At 45.2% G+C, this 21,890-nt stretch carries 18 protein-coding genes; 2 read left to right on the plus strand and 16 right to left on the minus strand.

All coding sequences use genetic code 11. From position 1 onward, the window contains the following. Positions 1–11: 11 nt before the first annotated feature. From DDT91_RS09360 to DDT91_RS09370, 3 genes are read right to left on the minus strand one after another with little or no spacing between them, the layout of a single operon-like run. Positions 12–188, minus strand: coding sequence for a hypothetical protein (locus tag DDT91_RS09360; protein WP_187175908.1), 177 nt, complete (start codon positions 186–188; stop codon positions 12–14). After that, a complete protein-coding gene (locus tag DDT91_RS09365) occupies positions 178–378 on the minus strand; it encodes a helix-turn-helix transcriptional regulator (RefSeq protein ID WP_187175909.1) in 201 nt (66 codons plus the stop codon). Before DDT91_RS09365 ends, DDT91_RS09360 begins: the two co-directional genes overlap by 11 nt. After that, a complete protein-coding gene (locus DDT91_RS09370; protein WP_187175910.1) occupies positions 371–763 on the minus strand; it encodes a hypothetical protein in 393 nt (130 codons plus the stop codon). The genes DDT91_RS09365 and DDT91_RS09370 overlap by 8 nt, the downstream gene beginning before the upstream one ends. 126 nt (positions 764–889) lie before the next feature. On the opposite strand from DDT91_RS09370, the gene DDT91_RS09375 reads away from it, so the two are divergent. Further along, complete coding sequence (locus DDT91_RS09375) at positions 890–2,974, plus strand: acylase (RefSeq protein WP_187175911.1); 2,085 nt, start codon at positions 890–892, stop codon at positions 2,972–2,974. Positions 2,975–3,073: 99 nt separating this feature from the next. After that, entirely contained in the window at positions 3,074–4,441 is a 1,368-nt protein-coding gene (locus DDT91_RS09380) for a Gfo/Idh/MocA family protein (RefSeq protein WP_187175912.1), read from the plus strand. Between the two features lie 562 nt (positions 4,442–5,003). On the opposite strand, the gene DDT91_RS09385 is transcribed toward DDT91_RS09380, so the two are convergent. The 13 genes from DDT91_RS09385 to DDT91_RS09445 all read right to left on the minus strand — a co-directional run bounded on the left by DDT91_RS09385 (position 5,004) and on the right by DDT91_RS09445 (position 21,781). Then, positions 5,004–6,167 carry a hypothetical protein gene (locus DDT91_RS09385; protein WP_187175913.1) on the minus strand — a complete coding sequence of 388 codons (1,164 nt, stop codon included), beginning with the start codon at positions 6,165–6,167 and terminating at the stop codon, positions 5,004–5,006. 75 nt (positions 6,168–6,242) lie between these two features. Then, positions 6,243–7,391 (minus strand): glycoside hydrolase family 5 protein, encoded by a 1,149-nt coding sequence (locus tag DDT91_RS09390; protein WP_187175914.1) that lies wholly within the window; start codon positions 7,389–7,391, stop codon positions 6,243–6,245. 76 nt (positions 7,392–7,467) lie between these two features. After that, the gene (locus tag DDT91_RS09395; protein ID WP_187175915.1) at positions 7,468–8,640 is read right to left on the minus strand and encodes a hypothetical protein; all 1,173 of its coding nucleotides are present in this window, start codon (positions 8,638–8,640) and stop codon (positions 7,468–7,470) included. A gap of 57 nt (positions 8,641–8,697) precedes the next feature. Next, the gene (locus DDT91_RS09400; RefSeq protein ID WP_187175916.1) at positions 8,698–11,814 is read right to left on the minus strand and encodes an efflux RND transporter permease subunit; all 3,117 of its coding nucleotides are present in this window, start codon (positions 11,812–11,814) and stop codon (positions 8,698–8,700) included. Beyond that, positions 11,811–14,855 (minus strand): efflux RND transporter permease subunit, encoded by a 3,045-nt coding sequence (locus DDT91_RS09405; protein ID WP_187175917.1) that lies wholly within the window; start codon positions 14,853–14,855, stop codon positions 11,811–11,813. The genes DDT91_RS09400 and DDT91_RS09405 overlap by 4 nt, the downstream gene beginning before the upstream one ends. 3 nt (positions 14,856–14,858) lie before the next feature. Further along, on the minus strand, positions 14,859–15,929 hold the full coding sequence (locus tag DDT91_RS09410; protein WP_187175918.1) for an efflux RND transporter periplasmic adaptor subunit: 1,071 nt from the start codon (positions 15,927–15,929) through the stop codon (positions 14,859–14,861). A gap of 192 nt (positions 15,930–16,121) precedes the next feature. Continuing rightward, positions 16,122–17,225, minus strand: a complete 1,104-nt coding sequence (locus DDT91_RS09415) for a hypothetical protein (RefSeq protein ID WP_187175919.1) — start codon at positions 17,223–17,225, stop codon at positions 16,122–16,124. Positions 17,226–17,229: 4 nt separating this feature from the next. Then, positions 17,230–17,469 (minus strand): hypothetical protein, encoded by a 240-nt coding sequence (locus DDT91_RS09420; RefSeq protein ID WP_187175920.1) that lies wholly within the window; start codon positions 17,467–17,469, stop codon positions 17,230–17,232. Between the two features lie 223 nt (positions 17,470–17,692). After that, complete coding sequence (locus tag DDT91_RS09425) at positions 17,693–18,805, minus strand: DUF4221 family protein (protein WP_187175921.1); 1,113 nt, start codon at positions 18,803–18,805, stop codon at positions 17,693–17,695. A gap of 12 nt (positions 18,806–18,817) precedes the next feature. Next, the gene (locus DDT91_RS09430) at positions 18,818–19,573 is read right to left on the minus strand and encodes an SUMF1/EgtB/PvdO family nonheme iron enzyme (RefSeq protein WP_187175922.1); all 756 of its coding nucleotides are present in this window, start codon (positions 19,571–19,573) and stop codon (positions 18,818–18,820) included. After that, the gene (locus DDT91_RS09435) at positions 19,563–20,729 is read right to left on the minus strand and encodes a 6-bladed beta-propeller (protein WP_187175923.1); all 1,167 of its coding nucleotides are present in this window, start codon (positions 20,727–20,729) and stop codon (positions 19,563–19,565) included. Before DDT91_RS09435 ends, DDT91_RS09430 begins: the two co-directional genes overlap by 11 nt. Positions 20,730–20,781: 52 nt before the next feature. Beyond that, the gene (locus DDT91_RS09440) at positions 20,782–21,075 is read right to left on the minus strand and encodes a hypothetical protein (protein ID WP_187175924.1); all 294 of its coding nucleotides are present in this window, start codon (positions 21,073–21,075) and stop codon (positions 20,782–20,784) included. Between the two features lie 184 nt (positions 21,076–21,259). Beyond that, a complete protein-coding gene (locus DDT91_RS09445) occupies positions 21,260–21,781 on the minus strand; it encodes a septal ring lytic transglycosylase RlpA family protein (RefSeq protein ID WP_187175925.1) in 522 nt (173 codons plus the stop codon). Positions 21,782–21,890: the final 109 nt, after the last annotated feature.

The following is a 21,890-nucleotide window of genomic DNA, read 5'->3' on the forward strand; positions in this document are numbered from 1 at the left end:
GGTCGGCTTTCTCATTTTCTGACTGAGAAAAACAGGCAGGTCAATGCTCCCAGCACCATCCCGACTCCTACTCCCAAAGAGAGCCAAAGACCAAAATCTCCATTTAGAAGACCGAGAATCACTCCTGCGATCAATCCTAGCAAAAGCCCTCCGGAAATAAACATAGGCAGGTATTTCTCATTTTTCATCTTCAAAACTGAATAGTTCTTCTATGCTCACTTCAAAAACTTTGGCCAAATCATAGGCTAAGCGCAGAGATGGATTGTACTTGTTTTTCTCCAAAAACACGATCGTCTCTCGCCGGACATTCACCTTCTTGGCCAAATCCTCCTGAGTGAGCTCTTGACGGATTCTGAATTCTTTGATCCGATTAGTCATTGGGCACCCCTCTAAAATGAAAATACACCCAACTCAAGGCAAAAATTACAGCCATGCCCAAAATCCCTGTACCCAAAAGCTCTTCCTGTTCAAATGCTACCCGATCCTTAAGCCACAGCAAAAAGACCCAGAAATACAACGATACATAGTAAGAAAGCGAGGAAGTTCTCAACATCACCTTTTTGCTCAATTCATCCTCTTGGGGCTCTCCTGCTTTCCAGCTTTTGATTCGTCGGATCAAAATAAAAACAGCAAATCCGACGATTGCCAAAATCACCCCCAAGGAAATCAACTCCTCTGCACCAAGGCTTTCCTTTCCTAGCCAAAGCAATACCGTCAATGCAACAAGAAATAGGACGATCACTAATGCAATGATATTTTTCATTTAAATATGTTATTTATTTCTAACACAATGTTAGATTTATTTAACATCGGCTCAAAGAGTTTATTCATTTATTTTGAAAAAGATTTTCCTTCTAAACATTACCTTCCCATTGGAATTTCTTCGATTATGAAAAAACTGATTTCGCTTTCCATCCTAATCACAATCCTCTTTTCATGTCAGCGAGTACTCCGGCCTTCCGATTGGGATACCGCACAGGTGGAAATCGCCAGAGACGAGTTTGGAGTGCCGCATGTATTCGGAAAAACCGATGCCGATGTGGCTTATGGACTGGCTTGGGCTCATGCGGAAGATGACTTTGAGACCATTCAGAAGACGGTTTTGGCGGGAAAAGCTTTGGCTGGACGCGTTTTTGGAGAGCAGGGTGCGGGAATTGACTTTTTTGTTCACCTGTTGGAAACCCGGGAAATCGCCCGAGAAAAGTACGACTCCAGCTTTTCTCCGGAATTCAAAAAAGTCTTGGAAGGCTACGCTGCCGGACTCAATGACTATGCTTATCATCATCCCGAGGAAGTGCTCTACGGCCCGGCTTTCCCGATCAATCCCAAAGAAATCATTTCCGCTTACATCCTTTCCCTCGCCCAAATGTCCGGTGCAGATCGGGCAGTTCAAGCCATCGTGGGAGGAAATGTGGACTTAATTCCCGAGGACACTTTGCCCAAAGGCTCCAATGCGATCGCCATCCACCCTACCCGAACAGATTCCGGAGAAGCCTTTTTAGCCATCAATTCCCACCAACCGCTCGAAGGGCCGGTGGCTTGGTACGAGGCACATCTCCATTCTGAAGAAGGCTGGAATATCCTGGGAGGATTGTTTCCAGGAGGAGCGATGATTTTCCACGGAGCAAACGAACACTTGGGCTGGGCGCATACGGTGAATTCTCCTGACTTTCTGGATCTGTACCAGTTGGAAATAAATTCGGAAGACGGGGACGAATATCGCGTGGACGGAGAGTGGCTGGAATTGGAGTCCCACCTCGTCTGGCTGAAAGTCCGGCTGTGGGACTGGATTACCTTGCCCGTCCCGAAAAAAGTTTGGAAATCGATCTATGGGCCTACCTTGGTTACCGAGCGAGGCGCCTTTGCGATTCGGTTTGGAGCTTTGGACCGAGTCGGAGCACCCGAGCAGTGGTGGAGAATGAACAAGGCGAAGAATTTCTCCGAATGGAAAGCTGCCATGTCCTCCATGCAACTCACCAATTTCAATACCGTCTATGCTGACAAATACGACACGATCTTCTATGTCAGCAATGGACTTTTGCCCAAGCGAACTCCTGGTTTTGATTACAGCGGAACAGTCCCGGGCAATACTAAAAAGACCCTTTGGACAGAATACCATTCTTTCGCCGAGCTCCCACAACAAGTCAACCCTCCCTCCGGCTGCCTTTACAACACCAACCATTCTCCTTTCAAAGCCTCTGCATTTGAGGACAATCTTTTCCCGGAAAATTACCCCATTGAAATGGGCTTTGACCTCCGGGACAACAACCGTTCCCTGAGATTTCGGGAATTGATGCCCGATACGGGAAGAATTTCCTGGGATCAATTTGAGAGAATCAAGTTTGACCAGACCTTGCCTCAGAACCTGGCTTTCCGCACGGATCTGAGTTCACTCTTTGGGCTGGATTCGGCTGCCTATCCAGAAATAGAAAAGCAGATCAAGGCCTTGATAAACTGGAACAAGGAAGCTTCCGCCGACAGTGAAGGAGCCGCCCTTTTTGCCTTTGTGTATTACTATTGGTGGGATGAGTTTGCCAAATCTGGAAGAAGTTTTGAAACCGTGCTGACCGAAGAAGAAGCCGTGCAGGGATTGAGAGAGGCGAAGAAGCATTTTGAAACCTATTTTGGAAAAGAATTGGTGGCACTCGGAGACTATCAGCGGCTCGTAAGGGGAGAAAAATCCCTTCCGCTTTGGGGATTGGATGATGTGCTGGCAGCGATTCGATCTACCCCTTGGGAAAACGGCCGCCGAAAAGCCGTACAGGGAGAATCCTACATTCTGATGGTCCGATTCGGGGAAGGGCTTCCCATCCTCGAGTCCATCAATGTCTATGGTGCGAGCAACCGGCCCGAATCGCCCCACTATGCCGATCAGATGGAACGATTTGTCAACCGTGAACTAAAACCCATGACCTTAGACAAGGATCAAGTCCTGAAAAGTGCAGTCCGGGTCTACCACCCCGGAAAGAGATAATTCCTGTCAGGTCCATATCTGATCCGATTATCCAAGGTAGGTTTGTATCTGATCTTCCTTTTTGTATCTTGAAACCCTCACTCCTTAACCCAAAAACCTATGAATCAACTGAATCGACGAGATTTCATCAAAGGCTCCAGCGCCATGATGACTTTGGCCAGTTTTGGCCTGTTTGGCATGGACTTCAAAGACGCAGAAGGCCCGCTCAAAGTCGCCCTGATCGGAACGGGTTGGTATGGCAAATCCGACCTTTTTCGACTGATCCAAGTAGCCGATGTAGAAGTGGTCGCGCTCTGCGATGTCGATAAAAATCTGCTCAAAGCCGCAGGAGACCTCGTCGCCCAGCGCCAAAAATCCAAGAAAGTTCCTGAGCTGTTTGGAGACTACCGCGAACTCCTCAAGAAACACAAATGCGACCTTGTGCTGATCGGTTCGCCGGATCACTGGCATGCGCTTCAGGCCATCGAAGCTTTGAAATCCGGTGCTCATGTCTATTTGCAAAAGCCGATTTCAGTCGATGTGATCGAAGGAGAAGCGATATTGGCTGCAGCCCGAAAGTACAATCGCAAATGCCAAATCGGAACCCAACGCAAAAGCACGCCTCACCTGATCGAGGCCAAAAAACAAATCATTGATACCGGCAAGTTGGGCAAAATCAGTCATGCCGAAGTTTGCTGCTACTTCCACATGCGAGCCAATGGAAATCCTGCCGTGGAGCCTGTCCCTGACTTTTTCGATTACGAAATGTGGACTGGACCTGCGCCGATGCGTCCCTACGATGGATTGCCGCATATTCGCTGGTGGAGAACCTTTATGGAATACGGCAACGGCATTACCGGCGACATGTGTGTGCACATGTTGGACACCGTTCGCTGGATGCTGAAGCTCGGCTGGCCAACTCAGATCACGTCTACTGGGGGGATTTACGTCCAAAAGGAAGGTAAATCCAACATCGCCGATACACAGACTGCCATTTTTGAATTTCCTGAGCTACAAGTGGTGTGGCAGCACCGTACCTGGGGCAATGCACCTGACCCGGAATATCCATGGTCCTTCAAGATCTATGGGGAAAACGGAATGCTCGCAGGCAGTACCATGCAGGCTGATTATATCCCTTATGATACTAAGGCAGAAAAAATCCATTTTGACTGCGTTTTTGAACGAGAGCAATATCCAGAAGATGTGACCGAAGACCGGATCGAGCTCAATGCAGCTCCTGCTACCCGACTTCATATGAAAAACTGGCTTGAGTCAATCGAGAAGGATTTGGTGCCAGTGGCAGACGTAGAAGATGGTCATATCTCCACAGCGTCTTGTATCCTAGCCAATATCTCCATGGAGCTCGGAGGCCGACCGCTTCGCTATGATCCCAAAACCATGACTGTGCTCAACGATCCCGAAGCGACTGCCAAGCTCCGAAGACCTTATCGAGGACCTTGGGTGCATCCGGAGCCGAGTAAGGTTTGATTTATAAGTTTGAGATTTGATGCCTCGACTCTGCTCAGCACAAAGATTGAGTCCCGGACATGGAAGTGTTCGGGATTTTTTTGTTGGAAGTGCCGACCTTCCAGGTTTTGAAAACCTGGAAGGTCTTTCTGCTGTTTTTCAACTATTTATAAAAAACTTATCCCTGTAAATCTAAAATTCGATTTTAGATTTACAGGGATGAAGTCTACCAATAAAGCTATTTAAAATAGTATGATTGTCCGCAATTATGCCAGTTGCCTTATTTTCTTTGTTAAGCTGGTTGGAAGACCGATGACCGAAGACCGAAGCTTCCGGATTCTGATCCTTTTAGCGGTCAATTAGCCGTAGTTTTTTTGATACTGGTAAGAAAGCGGATATACGTTTAAAATAGATTCAAATCTTCATCATCGAAATCAAAAAACAACTGATTATCAATTTTTTATGATTTTTTCATGCCCGATATTTTAAAATTCACTTTTAAAATATCGGACATGATTTTTCTTTAAAAGTAATTCACTTAAAATTCAAACCTGCGCCATTGACAAGTCCTAGCGAGCACGTTTCAAAGCTTGACTTTATACCTGTAAAACACATTGTAATCTCTTTCTTTCTTGGAATCTGGCTTGATGTAAATCACATCATCAGAATCCATAAAGTGGATTTGTCCTTCGAGAGGAAGTGTGGAAATCGGAGCTTGATTTCCCTTTCCGTCTGCAAGGATATATTTTGACTTCCTATTCTCCTTCAAGAGATCCACATATTCTGGGTTTTTAGTAGTTGCTTTCCCTTGTGCTTTCATCGTCAAATAGGATTCTCTAGGAACCTCTGTATAGAAATGAACTAAAAACAAACTGCCCCCAGCTTTCAAATCAAAAAAGCTTGGATACAGCAGAGGTTCATCTTCCAGATTAAAACGAAGGCCCCGTTTGCGGTCAGGATGGTTGATCAAAGTTTCGCCCTTGGGAACCAGCTCATTGTTTTCAAGTTGGAAGAAAAACAATTGATCTCCGATTCTTGGTAAAACAGCGATTAAATTACTTTTGGAGCTCGCTGCTAAAAATGGATATGCCGGGCCAACCCATTCTCCCTCTTTTTTAGGTTGCCAAGAGTCCGGATAAAGATTAAGCTTAGAAATTTTACCTGAATTGGCGTCCAGCACAAATCCACCTTGAGCTTTAGTATAAAACCCTACATTTTTTTGACTCTCGCCCATCAGCTCTGGTAGAATGGCATTGGCATCCGAACCAGCCACTAGATTCTTTCCCCGGTATGAAAGCGAGGAAATCACATTTCGTTGGGGAGCGATTTCCAAGGAATTCATCCCCGCTGCCAGTGGATCAGATACGCTCCGCTTTTTAAAAGATGGGTCAAAAAAATGGATTCTCATTTCTGGAGAAAACTCCTTTACCACAATTTCATTTCCCGCAAACGCGAGATCCCAAGGTTGAGCGACTTGGTCTGGACCTTCCCCTTTCAGTTTTGGGTTTGCAATAATTTTTCCCTTCGAATCAGTCAGTAAAATATCATTTACGAACTTATCCTTGAACAAATACCGACCCGATTCCTCTTGCTTCCCAACCAAATAAAGCTCGGAAAGTGTTTCTACCACCAAGGAATCTAGCAATTCGAACTGAACTTCTTTGGTCTGGGAGGTAATCAAGTCAGAGGAAGAATTGCAGCTGAATAGGATGAGTGAAAAAGCAAACGCAAAAATCAATTTTACCATAATCTCATTTTTATAAGATTAATCGTTTGAAAGTTTTATTTATATGACAAAGCGAAAAAATAAAATCCCTAGCACCTAAATCTGCGCCTTCAACAACTCCAAAAACTTCCGATCGAGCTTTTCTCCATACCAATCTTCGTAAACCACGTCTTTTCTGCCGGAATTGAGCACCCCGAAAGCTCCGGAAAACTCCCAGATTCCAAAGCCCACTTCCATTTCTTTCAACACCTGCAGGACATCTCCAAACCACGCCAAAAACACCTCGTGGGGCGTCTGATTGTAGCAGCCGCATTCCCCACAGTGGACCCCAACTCCCTGGTCAATCAAGGCTTTCCATGGAGCATAGTATTTTCGGATGTTATCAATATCAAGTGAATTCTCCCCTTGCTGCAAAGGCCAATCCACCGATGGCACAGATTCCGGATCTTTATAGACCCAGCTGGCTTTGTAGTGGGAAATCGGAAAAGGATGATACCCACGACAACTCTGCGACAAGTCCAAATCGGCCAATTCCGGTACGGCTATTCCTCCACCTCCATTGCCATCCGCAATGACCAACCGGGATTTCTTGACTGATTTGATGGTTTCCAAAGCCGATTTGGCCACCCGATAATAGTCCGCCGCATCTACCGGGCCACCGGGACTGTGTTGGTCATTCGGATTTTCCCGCTGAAACGGTTCATTCACCAGATCAAAGCTGAGTTTCTTGGAGGAAATCCCACGGTAGCGCTTGGCCCACATTTCCCAATGCGCACAAAAGGCTTCCAAAGCCTCCTGATCTTTCCAGAGGTTATACGGCTCCTCAAATCCCGCATTGATGCAGAATCCCGGAGCGCGATGTAGGTTTAAACTCACATGCAGACCATGCTTGATGGCCCGCTCCACCAGTGCATCTACTTTTTCCAATCGGCTTTCATCAAAATTCAATACCTCATCCGGCCGAATCGGTCTGCTGCGATCGATGTTCAAATAGGAGGGATATGAAATCGGAACCCGGACAAAATCAAAGCCCCAATCTGCAATCCATTTGAGATATTCCGGTTTGGTTGGTCTTCCTTGATCAGGATTATGAGAGAAAAAATCCAGGAGATTGAAGCCTTTCCAGGCGGGAAGTTTGTTTTTCCTTTTGACTTCCGAAAAAGAAGAAAACGGCAACAAACTGGCTCCGGCGGTGGCCAAAGCCGCTTTTTTCATAAAATCCCGGCGGGAATCAGGATAGTTCATAGGGGAAATAGGTTGAGTTTGAAAAAGGAAAATACCCTTTTAAACGAAAAAATCGATCCTGCTGCAGCCAAAAGCTTTAATCTATCGACTTGATTTGGTATCGGTAGAAAACATTGTAATCCATTTCTACTTCGGATTTGGGTTTGATGTATAGCACATCATTTTGATCAAGATGATGGACGGTTCCTTCTATGGGCAAATTCCTCAAGGGATAACTTTCCCCTAAATGATTTACCAGAATATACTTGTACTTAAAGTATTTTTTAAATGCCTCATTGAATTCCGGATTATTCCGATAATTAGGAATTCTTGCTCGGTACTCATCCCGAACTGATTTAGGAATCTCCGTATGAAATTGGATAAAAAAATATTTCCCCCCACTCTTCAGATCACTGAAATTTGGATAGAGAAAATCATCGTCTTTTGGGTCAAATTCCAATTGATCATTTCGATCAGGATGGCTGAGGCGGGTTTCTCCCACAGAAACCATTTTTGAATTTTCCCAACGATAAAGGAAAAACTGACTTCCAATTCGAGGCAAAACTCCTATTAAATGATCTCTTCCCAAGGATTTTACAAATGGGAATGCATAGCCTTTCCACAGTCCGTTTTTCTTGGGCTCCCAAGTATCTGGGTAGGCATTGAATCTCCAGAGTGAATCCAATTCCGGATCATACACATATCCGGTCTTTGCCTCAGAATAAAATTCAGCTTTCTGCCAAGACTCAGTCATCAATCCAGGTTCCATCCCATTGGGCTCAGCACCTACGAAAAGACTCTTTCCATTTGATTGAAATGCCGAAAAGGTAACCCAAAACGGATTGATCTCGATATAACTGAAGCCTTGGGCTATGGAAGGGCTTACCTTTATTTTCATGAATTCATCATTGAAAAAATTCAAAGACATTCCTGCTTCTAAATCTCTTACAATTAATTTCCCTTTATCAAAAACAAATTCAACTGGGAAAGCGACCTGATTAGGAGCTTCTCCTTTTAAGTCTAGGGTATCCAAAATACTCCCATTGAATTCTGTCAAAAGAATATGTTCCAGAAATCGGTCTTTGAAAATCATCCTACCATCGGCCGGGTCCACCGCAGCCAAAGAAAGTTCGAGAAAAGAATCGACCATGACCGAGTCAATCAACACCAGCTCCGCTTCAAAACCGGAACTTTTCATATCATCCTTTTGGCTACTACAACCAACAGCGACTAGGCCAAGGATGCCTACATACAAAATGGATCTAAACATGTCTTTTTGGGTTAATCGTATTACTTATTGAAAAATAGTGCCGAAGAACTAAGTACTTTATTTTATCCCTAGTTTTCGCTCCTTCCTCCACATCATCACCGGCAAAATCCAAAACACTCCCACCATACTAAACACCAATCCTCCGATCGTCCCTACGGCAAGAGAAAACCAAAACACCTCATTCTGACCATCCATAATGAACGGCACCAAGCCAAAACAGGTAGACAGCACGGTCAACAAAATCGGAATCGCTTTCCCTGCCACTGATTTGAGAATGTTCCGGTTAAATGTCCCCTTGGGGCGATTGTTGAAATCATTGAGAATAAAGATCCCAGCATTCACCGCCAAGCCTCCAAGCATCACAAATGCGGCAAATCCTCCCCGGTCAAAGTTGAATCCTCCCATAGAGAAGATCAAAAACAATCCGATAAAACTTATCGGAATCAAAAACATGATGAAAAAGGGCTGTCGGAAATTCTCAAACAAAATGGTGCAGATAAAGAAAATTGCCACGATCAGAAGTCCCAACAATCCATACTGCCTTTTGGCTTGTTCAAAATTCCAGCCCCACTCCTGCTTTTTGGCTTCGTAGCCGATGGGCATTTGGGCTTTCATCTCTTCCAAAACCTGCTCCAGGTACTCATTGCCAAACTTGGCCGAACCCATGTATTCAAAGGACACCACCCGGATGTATTGCCGGTCTTCCTTGTGCAGGGCATTGGTGGTGTTCTCCAGATTAAGGGCACCAAAATCAGCCACTTTCAGAATCTTATCCTCTCCGCTGATCAGCCCTCTTTTCTCCAGATCAAACTTGCTGAAGTTACCCGAAGTCCGCTCTCTCAGGATCAATCCATAGTTTTTGTCTGCCATGGTCAAATAGCCGCTTGGTCCCTGAGGCTTGGACAAGTCCTGAAGGGTATTCAGGATTTCGTATTGGCTCGTACCGCCCAAGGCAATCTGATTTTGGTCCAACCGCAACACATATTCCTGGGTTTTCTGCTCGTTGTAACTCAGTCGCTCATTGGTATTGACCGTCTGAATCCGTTTGTGCTGCAGGAGTTTTTCGGCCAAAATATCCGACTGACGCTCCAGTTCATCAAAATTGTACCCTTTCATCTGCACCCGAAACGAAGGAATCCCCTCTCCTCCCCCACCGGTATAAAAACCCTGTCCCACTCCGTAGATATTCCACTGCGCCCCACTCCAGTCGGTAGATTTGACGGACAGTTTCCCCTTGAGCTGATAGGGCAAAGCCCCTTTTTCGTAGGCTTCTTTGAAGGTGATAATGATCTGTGCACTTTGCCCAGAGCGCACATAGGTGACAAACTGATCGATTCCCTCCACGCCTTTGAGGTATTCCTCAAACTCCCGCATGATAAAATCCATCTGCTCCAGGGTATTTCCAAAAGGAAGTCGGGCAGAGACATACAATCGGGTTTTCTCAGGTTCCCGGTACACACTTTTTTCATACACTCCTCTCACAAACATCCGGAGGGTGCCACCCAAGGCCTTGTCTACCCAAGGGCGGATTTCCTCCTGATAAAAAGTATTGCCAATGGTCTTGTTATACCATTCCCGCTCGCCCCACTTGGCAGGCAAAAAGAAAATCGGCGTTCCAAAAAGTAACAGGACGAGCATTAGGAAGCTTTTTCGATACCGGGCCGTCCAGGCAATACCAGTTTCATAGCGCTGTAGCCAGCGAACCCGCTTTTTCAGCTGAGGAAGCTTAAGCTTTCGGCCCTGCTGCACGGATTCTTTGAAAAGCAAGCCATAAAAAGCAGGAGTAAAAACCAAGGCAACCAACAAGCTAACTCCAAGCATTACCGAAACGACGATGGAAAATTCGGTAAGATTTTTTCGATCCTCCTCCGGCAAAAGTAAAACCAAGAGCAATGCCGCCACCGTAGTCAGGGAAGCCGCAAGCAAAGCCATGAACACCCGGCGATTGCGGTACTTGTGCAGGTGATCCACCATCACGATGGCATTGTCCACCACGAGTCCAAAGCTGATCGTCAATCCCGCAATGGTGTACAAATGAATGTCCACCTGAAGAAAATACAGAATCATCGCCGTCAGGCTCACATTGATCACGATCCCCAAAAAGAGAATACTCAGGTATTTCCAGTTTCGGTTGATCAGAAAAATAAAGGCGATCAGGATCAAGATAGACAGTCCCGAACGCTTATAGATCTTGTTGAGTTCTTTCTCGAGAAACTCCGTGTCATCGTTTTCCAGTCGGATTTCGAAGCCCGGAGGCAGGTTGATTTTGGCTGATTCGATGGAATTTTTGAGGTTTTTGGCCAGCAGTACCTTGTTGACCCCATCCCGATTGTAAACCGATAGGGTCACTGAATTATTGCCGTTGATACGGTAAAAACTCATCGGCTCACCTTCTTCCAAGGTGACCGTGGCCACATCCTTGAGTCGGACTTCCATTCCTCCCATGGAGCGGATAATCAGGTTTTCGAGTTGGTCGATCTGATTGAGCTTGCGGTCTACCGTCACAAAGAGCGTTTCCCCTTTGTTGTTGTACACGGTGCCGGGATACAGCTGCCCAAATGCCCGATTGATCTGTTGATTGAGCAAGGATCTACTGATGCCAAACGACTGCATTTTTTGCACATCAAAGGTCACAAAGAGCTGTAGCTCATTGGCTCCGCGAATCTGCACTTCCTCCACTTCTGCGAATCGGGTGAGGGCAGGCTTGATCACATCCTCGGTTATTTTGCGGATCTCGAAGGAAGCAAAAGGCCCATTCACACTGTAGGTCAAAATCGGCGTCTTGAAATCGCTTCGGTACTCCGCGCTTTGTGTCACATTGGGGTAGGAAAGACGCTCGTCCAGCTTGGGATACACCTGACGAATCAGGGCCAATACCTCAAACTTTTTGAGCTCCATATCCGCCTTTTTATCAAATCGGAGCGTAATATTTCCCTGATCGTAATTAGAAACCGACGTGATTTGCTTGAGTTCGGTGAGTTGGGAAAAAGCACCTTCCAGCGGAGAAGTAGCCAATTTTTCAATCAGCTCGGGCGAAGATCGGGGAATCCCATAGCTGACCGTGAGTACAGGTTCACGCTCCCGGGGATTGAGATCTACCGACAGCAAAGGAACTGTGGCAAAGCCCAAAATCCCCAGCACGACAAAAGCGATCAGTACCCGAAAATTCGTCATCGCACACCGGTTTTATGGGACAACGAATCAAAAACCCAATACATCAAAGGCACGAAATACAAGGCTGTACCTGTGCCCACGGTCAATCCACCGATCACCGCATACACCAAAGGCCGCTGTAAATCTGCTCCTAATCCGGAACTGAAAATAATCGGAATCAAGGCCAGGATCGTGGTAATCGAAGTCATCAAGATCGGCTTCAATCGGATTTTTCCTGCCTGATGCAACGCCATATCCAGAATTTCTGATCGGGATAAATTGGGATTTTCTCCCAATTCCTGTTTCAGACGATTGATCGTATCGATTTTCAGAATGGCGTCATTCACCATAATTCCAAGCATCACAACCAAACCAATTGCCGACATGACATTCAGCGATGAGCCGGTTAAGAATAAAATCAAAAACGCACCCGCAATCCCCAAGGGCAAAGTCAGCACTACAATCATCGGCTGAATAAAGCTCTCAAACTGGGCCGAAAGAATAAAATACAGCAGCAACACCGAAATGATCAGAATCCCGATCAGCTGACGAAGGGTCTCCTGATCTCTGAAAAATTGCCCTTTCAGCTCCACAGCCAGGTTTTTGGCTACTCCCCAGGAAATGTATTCCTTCGCTTTGGCGTTGGGGTTTTCTTCTTCTACCTGTACACTCTGATAGATTCCTCCCCGGTCAGCCGTCACGTATTTGTACTGATCGGCGTAGCGGTAATCCACAAATTCACTCAACAGATACGAAGTACTGTCCGAAGCATAGATTCGGGTATTGCGAAGCAGGTCCTCAAAGCGATCCTGACTTTCCTTGAGGCGGATGGGCGTCACCTCTCCAAATCTTCGGATATCTGTGATCGTAAACACCCCAAACAAACGACTAAGCTGCTCCTGCACCCCTTCTACCGGGATTTGGTACAAGGCTAACTTATCTGCCAACAGGGAAAACACCACCGAACTCTCCTCCTGCAATCCCGGACCGGGAGCCCACTGTTCCGAAGGAAAGGTCTCCAGCCAAGGCTTCATCTTTTCAGCAGCAATCGGTTTCTTGGAATTCAGATCTTTCCATCTCACCTCATAGTAAGGCTGATTGGAACTGAACAGCTGATCAAACGCGTTGGGGGCGTCACCGAGCACATAGCTTGCCATCGGATAGTCCTTTTCCAGTCGCTCCCGAAGCAGGGCTATTTGCGCTTCTTTTTTGGCTTGGGAGGGGAAAAGCAAATACAAGAGTGATTTCTGAATGGAATTGTCTCCGTCAAAAAGCAAAAACTGACGAACTCCGATCTCGGCTTCCGCTTGGGTGTAGCCTTCGATTTCGCGGATCAGCGTGAGCAATCGGTCCCGATTTTGACCGGCGGAAATGGGCTCATTCCAGTCGATTTCCAAGGTCGCATCCGGCTTTTCGATGGGGGGAAGACCTTCATTTTTCAGCAGCAAACTCAAGCCCAAGCCCAAAGGAATCAGCAACAAAAAGAAAAAAAGGGCGATTTTTTTCCTGGAAAAAATCCAGTCAAACCCTCGCTCATATCCCCTCAAAACCCAGAGAAAAGCGGCAGGTTCTCCTTTGAGCTCCTGCCTTTTTCCTACCCGATAAATCATCCAGTACAGCAAGGGCAAGAGGATAAACGCCACCAACAGGGAAACAGAGAGAATAGCTGCTACCGCCACCGCTTGATCATAGAACAAAGCCCCAGCAATTCCACTCAAAAACACCAGCGGAACAAATACCGCCAAAGTCGTCAGCACCGAGCTGATCAAAGCTCCCATCACCTCGTTGGCCCCTTGCACACAGGCCTCGAATAAGGGCAATCCGGATTCTCGCTTGCGGGTGATATTGTCCAGCACGATGATCGCATTGTCGATCAGCATCCCGATCCCCAAGGCCAGGCCGGAGAGGGAAATGATATTAATCGAAATGTTGAAAAAGTAAAAAACCAGAAAACTGATCAGCAGGGAAGTGGGCAAGCTGATTCCCATGATCAGCGGAATGCGAAAGTCTTTGATAAACAGAAACAAAATCCCAAAGGCAAACAGTCCACCGAAGAGCAAGCTGGTTTGTAGGTTGGAAATCGCCGCATTGAGCAGGTTGCTTTGGTCTTGGGTGAGTTCGAAGTCCACCTGAGGATAGTCGGCGCGGAAGAGGTCCAAGGATTTCCGCAGCTCCGGAATCAGCTCGTTCATCTTGGCAGCTGCCTGCTTGTGCACCGTGATGACCAACCCTTCGCTCATTCCAAAGAGGTGGTAACCCAGCATTTCCCGGGTTTCGTATTGGGCTTTGGCGACTCGACCCAAAGGAACAATCACACCTTTTTTGGAGCGAACAGGAAGGGATTCGATGTCTTTGGGCGTGTCCACCCGGGTAGCAAGGCGGAGAAAATAGCGAAACTGCCCATCCTTGACACTGATGCCGGGGAGCTCGGCATTGCCCGCCTTGACGGCATCGATCAACTCTTGCTGCGTCATGCCCAAGGCAGCCAAAGCTTGCTCATCGGGCTGTACGGAAATAATTCGCTCCCGCTTACCATTGATATCCACAAGCGAGACACCGGGAAGCTGTTCGATCCGTTTTTTCAGGACATTTTCTGCCAGTAAGCTCACCTCCACGGGGTCCGTGCCCTCTTTGGGCACCACCTGCACCCTGGCTACAGGAATGTCTGAAGTATTGATCCGGATCACTTCAGGGCGGGGAAGATCCTTGGGCAGGGCATTGGTCAGTCGGTCGATTTTTTCATTGACGTCGATGTAGGCCAGCTCCATCTTGACCCCATAGTCAAAGGTCAGCCGCACCGTGCCGATCTCCGAACCCGCCTTGCTTTCCATTTCTTCGAGTCCGTTGAGCGTGATGAGGCCCTCACGGATTTGGCGGAGGACATTTTGCTCGATGGATTCAGGTGAGGCATTGGGATAGGTGACCTTGACCACGATCTGGGGCACGTCGATGGGCGGAAGGAGCGAAATCGGCAACAAGCGAAACGCGATCGCTGCAAAGACCATCAAGGCCAAAAATGACATGGTGACGGCAATGGGCCGGTTCAGCAAAAATCTCACCATGTCCTATGGATTTACGATTTTGACAGGAGCCTGATGGGCAAGCTGCAGGTTGTTGCTGGTGATGACCGTGCTGTTTTCCGGGATACCGTCGAGCACTTCGATCTCCCGACCGTTGTCCTTGCCTACTTCCACATAGTTCCATTTGGATTCCTTGCCATTTTCGATGGTAAAGACCACCGCCCGACCCGAGCGGAAAACGACTGCATCCTTGGGTACCACGAGACTGTTGCTTTGGGGGGCACGGATGATCGCACGGGCATTCATGCCGGGGAGAAGGTTTTTGGAAGAGGTCAGCGTGAGCGATACTTGTACGAGGCCGTTTTCATCCACCTTGGGATTGATGGCGGTAACGCGTCCTTCGAGGGCATTTTGGGGATCAGAGATGGGGTAGATTTCGGCTTTTTGACTGGATGAAATCAAGGGAATATCCGACTCGAGTACCTTAACCCGGAGCAACAGCTGATCGGTGGAAAGGATCTCGGCAAACTCGGCATTTTTTGTGACCAGGCTTCCCTCCTTGAATTTGATATTGGCGATGCGACCGGAGACCGGCGCTCGCACCTCACACCGGGCAAGGTTGAGTTCGGCTTCCTTCAGCTCCACTTCGGCGAGGGAAAGCCCCGAATTCACCCGAATCCGCTCCTGTACCGTCTGGGCCACTTTGGGATCTTTGGACTCCAAGGCGAGCTGAAATTGAGCCTTGAGTACTTCCAGCTCCGATTGGGCTTTGATCAGATTGATGCGAGCTTTCTCCAAGGCGAATTCCGCCTCCCGACGATCCAAGGTGGCGATGACTTGCCCTTTCTGGACAAACTGCCCCTCCAGAATCTGAACCTTCTCGAGGTAGCCTTCCCGCTCCACGAGTGCCTTGACTTCCGAGAGTGCCTCCAACTTGCCGATGGCATTGATGAGGTAGTCAAAGCTTTTCCGCTCGGCGGTGGCTGTTCGGACTTCGGTAGCCGAGACCTCATTCCGAAAGGATTCGGAAGGGATTTCCTGAGAATCTTCTTTGGCTTCCGAACAGGCGAACATCGCTCCTGAAATCAGCAAAACAAGGGAATTAAAAATGCGCATGGAGTACAAGTTGGAAGTTTTCGAACTAAGATATAAAAATAAATTTATTTGGATTTAAACATTAAACTAATTTCTAATAATTCTTTGAGCATTAACTTATTGGAACAAATAAAGAGACCCAATGACTCTTGTCATTTTAATTTTTTTTAATAAAAATATTCTATTTTTCACCTAAAAAATATCAAAAGAAAACTACTTGACTTCAACACCATACAATACTAATTCATCCTCATTTTTCTGATTTATTGAAGGAATCCAAACCTTTCCTAGAATTGGTAGGACTCGACTACCTAAGCTTTCATTTTCTTTTGAAAGACATTTCTCATAAATTTTTTCAAATTGTCTATTAAACAATTCAATAAAAACTTCACCCTTTTCACCCTCTTTTTGCCCTCTTACAATTCTAAATAAAGTTTGCTCATTCAATATCCCCATTGATCCAAAAGAAACTTCATCTTGCCAAATTTTAATGGCATCAATTGTTTTACCTTGAGCATTATCCATTTTGGGTATTGACTTTTGATTAGGAAAAAGACTTGATAAAACATTAAATCTTTTCTCCTTTCTAGTATTTAAATCAAAAACGTGAAAATCAGATTTATATGTATAAGAGATAATTAGGTTATTTTCAAAAAAAATCAAATCAGGAAAGTTAATAGCTTCTAGTCCATTTGGTAGAATAATGGTATTTTTGTTTAACTCATCATTATTAATATCAACCGGTAATATATCTAATTTATTTGAGAGAAAATTATACTGAACAATCTTAGTTTGCTTACCCAACATACCTTTCACAGAAAGAAAAAGATTTCCCGTTTCACAATCAAATGCAGTATAATTAAAATGATACCCATTTCCTTTAGATATAGCGATATATTCATCAGAGTTAAATATATCAAACATTGAAAATGGAATTTCTTTTACCTCCTTCAGATTCAAATCCCACTTTATAAAAGAATTCGCTGTTAAAAATAAAACTAAATTTTCTCCACAAGTCCAAAAATATGAAAAATCAGAAATTGCTTGTGGACCATCAATAGGAACTTCTATTCCTCTTTTTATTTCAATTTTAGCTTTCTTGTAAGAAATGGTGTCAATCGTACGCGTAAACTGATTAAAAATCAATGCCCCTTCATTAGAAATTGTAGAAAATTTAAAAGGCACCTCAGAAGATAATCCTGAGGTACCCAGTTTAACTACTTCTTCTTTGCCAAAGATCAAACCGTATTCTTCAAAATTCCCTTCTTTAGGAGAACATGAAAAAATAATCCATAGAAAGAAAAAGTACCTTTTCATTGATTTACCCTCCACAACTTGAATTTGGACCATTTTCAGGAACAACCATCAGAAATGCTCTTCCTTCACAAATATCATGAATTACAATTGCAGATCCTGCACAACAATTATCCAATGCATCACTACCTAGAGCAATGACATCATCTGAACCACATGCATTCCAAGTACCGCCACAAGGGAAAACCGAGAATGAGCCAAATAGGCAAAAGACAAAGAGACCAAATTTTAAAACAAGTTTTTTCATTTTTTAAGAATTAATTGGTTAAAAACTCCCCAGAACCAACCCTTGGCTCTGCAAAAAATCCAGACTCCGGCGCCGACCTTGATCTTTCGTTGACTAATCTACCCCCCACCTAAAAATGCAAGTCTAGTTTGAAAAAATTTCTTCATTTTTAGTTAACTAATTGACTTTCAAGGAAAAAATTTTTAGTTAATAATCCTAACAATCAATAGATCAGCTAAATAGCTTACTGCTCCAAAGAAAACACCTCGCCCGAGACCGCTTCCTTTTCCATCAGTTCAGAAGCATACGGAATCCATAGACCTTGGGAAAAGACAAAGGCATTGGAAGGATCGTACTTCCCTTTTTCCAAGGGATAATTCCCCAAAACCTCAAGCTTCTCATTCAGGACAGTCAGGTAAAGCTGCCTGTTTCTCAAAAGAAAGGTGTAGTAATCTTCCCCAAGCGGAACCTCTTTCTCCAAGGCTTCTTGGGAGACCCGATAATAGACTTTTCGATAAGGATCGTAGAGGAGCTTGAGGTAATTCGGAGAAGTCAGCACCCAATTTTGAAAATAGGCTTGGTCCCAAGAATCCCGCATCGTCTGAGGCTCGGCAGATTGCTTCCCTTCAAAAGAAGAAATGGGAAATTCGAGCTGCTCAGCAGTCTCAAAAGAATAGCTTGAGATCGTCGGTGAAATGGAGTAAATAAATGCAAAACCACTTTGCCCTACAGCCACCGAGGGAAAGGTGGTATTATCAAGCGCTACTCCGTCAAACTCCCCCGGATGGTAAACCGGAAAAGAAGTCCAGCTTTTGGTTTCCAAAGAATACCCTGCAAAAATCCGCTTCTTGCTCGCATCGGCTTTGGCAAAATAGAACAACACGCTTTTCTGATTCGGAAGGTACACTAAGCTATTGGCAATTCGCTCATAAGGATATTCGGCATAGACCTCTTCCTCCAGCTCAGAAAGCCCTTCAAAAAGGGAGAAGGTTTGTTGGTCGGCACCTCCGTCACGATACAGCAAAAGCCTAGCCCCATCGTAAAACAGGATGGAGTCGGCGGAAATGTAATGCAGCATGGACGGTCTAAAATCTCCAACAAGCTTCAATTCCACTTGAGAAAGACTTTGGTCCATCAAAGAAAACTTGGATAGTGAACCTCCAGCCTCATCGACAAAAAACAAGGTGTCATCAGCCACATGTGAGATACGGGTGGAAAATGGGTCCAGTCCGGAAAAGGAAAGGGGTTGAGCTTCAATATCATCGGTATTTGAGAGAACTGAACCTTGATTAGTACAACTCCATTCAAAAAGCAATGAGGAAATCAAAAAGATATAAACAAACTGTCGTTCACCCATTTGTAAGTTTTCTTAATTCACATCCTTCACTAAACGAAACCCTATACCTTGAGAAGGCCTATTCAATTCCAAGGGCGCGGGTGAAACTTTTCCAATAACAAGCCATTCCTTAGATTGATAAAACGCTCCACCAACTAATCCATATTTTTTTTCTCCTTTGTTAAATATCACTAATTCTCCTATGCCTCCTGCCAAATCATAGATGCCCAATTCATTGGGTTCCTTTGTCCCCACATCTTTAGGAAACCAGCTATCCGTATTCCCTTCATACCAAGCCACCTTTTTTAGATTGTCTCCTCCCGGATAGGGATAAGGATAGTTTTTTTGACCTGCTTTGGCCGCATGAACCCACTCTTCATAGGTTGGTACCCGCTTTCCCACCCACTTGGCATAGGCCAAGACATCAGCTGGGGCCAGACTCATCACCGGATTGTTCATGAATCGGGGCTCTTCATACAACTTAACGTCATATCCCCGCTTTTTTAGGGATGCATGACTCATCCAGGTACCACCTTCCACCAATTCCCAAACGCCACCTGATTTAAGGCGCATGACTCCGCCAATCTTCTCCGCTTCAGTCACATACCCGGTCGCATCGACAAACTTCTTAAATTCCGCCACGGTCACTTCATATTGATCCATGTAAAAGGGCTTAATCTGATCATTACCCGGCACCAAAACCATCTTCGCAGGAACTTGGGACTTTTGCTGCGCAAATGCGGTCAGGGTGCAGAAGATCAGAAGTAAAACAAATGAATTAGACTTCATACACACACAATAACATTTTCGTTTTCATCTTCATCAAATCAGGAAATCTCTCCCGTAATCTATCGGTCACCAATCCTTCCTCGTCCTGGGCCTCGATTTGGTCAAAAAACTCGCTGTCCAAAAGTCGAAAGACCTGCCTGCCTTGAACATCCAAGTACGGAACCAGCGGAAGGTTCAATTCTCCATCTACCAATCCTTCAGCGAGGGTAAGGTTTTGAGAAGCCCGATCAAAAGCTCCCCAGCGGGCAGACATGCCATTCTTGTAGATAAAAAACAGCGCATGATCTCCCAAATCGACATAATTATCAGCAAAAGCCAAACTTCTCTCATCCTGAAGTCGCTCGAAATAGGCATCAAGTCCAGGCAACCCATAGAAATTGTCTGTTTGTGCAAAGGACAAATACTTCTTTTGGGCTAAATTCTCCTCCAAAGGATCCAACGTATAAACTGAGGTACCAAAAGCAGGTGCAAAAACTACATTCCCGTTTTGAAAAGACAATTCCTTGGTTCCAGAGACCTGGGCGATTCTTCCTTCAGGAATAGAAAGTAATGAATCCACCTTGGTGCCCTTCTCCAAGTCAATCAAAGAAAGTAAACGAATATCCTTGGTTTCTGCTCCTGAGAAGGGGGGTGGAAGGGTATAAAGCCAAACCTGATTTTCGCCACCATAAGCGATGAAGTGAAAGACTTCGTTAGCAGGCAGCGCTATCAAATTCAGGAATTCCCCGGTTGTGCTAAACTCAAAAATCTTCCTGCCCATCAAAAACAACAGTGAATTCCGATCCGGATGATAGATAAAATCCTCAAATCGGGGGATTTCTCCCGGGCCATTTCCACCGGTAAAAATTTGATGGATGAATTTCCCCTCTTCGTCGACAATCAGGACCGTATTTTCAAGCTCAATGTCCCCGAGGAAGAATTTGCCGTCTCCGGCCTGAATTTTATCAGCCGTATAAAAGGGCTGATCCTCAGGAAGAGCTATGGGAATATAGCGACTTTTGGATACGTAATTTTGGATATCCAGCTGCTCTATTTCCTCTGTGGAAATAAATGAAATCTCTTCCAGACTTATATTGGAATTCTTATCCGTGGTGCAAGATGGGTTGATGAGAAGAAATAGAAAGGCCCATCTGATTGGAAATTTTCTGTAATGCATAGCGCAAAAATTTGTCAAAGAAGGGAAGGGCATAAGCCCTTCCCAAGATTACCTATTCACACGTTGATGCTTCACATCCCTCAGTAAAACCCGGCTTACACTTGGTCTTTCTTCCACCGCTGACTTCTACACCTAAAGAGGGCTCGAGGCCTCCGCTTTTGAGCCCCACACCGAATTTCACTTTGGCTTTTATACAAAATACATCTTGGGGAGAATAAGCATCAGAAATTGCTACGCTCGCCAAACCCTGCGCATGAACCAAATTACCTTTTGTGTTTGGAACTCCTAGGACAAACACAATTAATGCACTTGCCAAAAGGCCAATTTTTAAAGAATTTTTGATCATGATTTAAAGAATGAAATAGTAAAACATAGACAAAACCAACCTTTGGTTTTGTTGAAAAATTAAGGCTATGGGCGCCGACCTTGGTCTTTCGATAAGTCATCACGGACAAAAAAAATAAAGGTTAGTTTTTATCAATTAAACCTTTTTATGATGATTATATCCTACTGTTTTTAGATATCAAAATTCACAAACCGTTAATTTTCAACGGATTCAAACTTAAATCCAACTCTCTTTTTGGTAAATTGATCGTCCGCTCATACGGCCTGAGTCTCAGCCCCAATTTTTCCCTTTCCTCAAAATGGGCAATTAAGCGATCTAATTCATCCAAATTCAGAGCTTCAATCCTTACCTGCGCAAATCCAGGCCCAATCAATCCAAGCTGCTCACCAGCCTTTCTCGATACATCGATCACGTGGCTAGAGCGCTGCGGCAATCGGTCATTGACCTTTACTACCACAGACTCCTCCCTCCCGACTCGACTTACCTTTACCCAAGTTCCAAAAGGCAGATTCTTATGCGCTGCCGTCATGCTGTCCAAGTGAAAAATCTCCCCACTGGAAGTTCGCCTGCCTTGAAACTTTTTCCCATAATAACTTGCAGTCCCCTGTTGAATCAGCAAGGAATCCACCTGGGAAAAAGCTTCCTTAGCAAACAAAGTGAAGAAAAAGATAAGGGCAAGTCGGATGAGCACGTTCGAAGCTAGCATTTAATGTGTTTATTTTTTGTTTTTTATTTGCCACATTGAATCTCGCATGTCTTATCATCATGTCAGTTTGTAACGTGGTCGTCATGCTCGATTTCCGCGCCGTTTTTCA

The organism is Algoriphagus sp. AK58 (genome assembly GCF_014324365.1).
Lineage (GTDB): Bacteria > Bacteroidota > Bacteroidia > Cytophagales > Cyclobacteriaceae > Algoriphagus.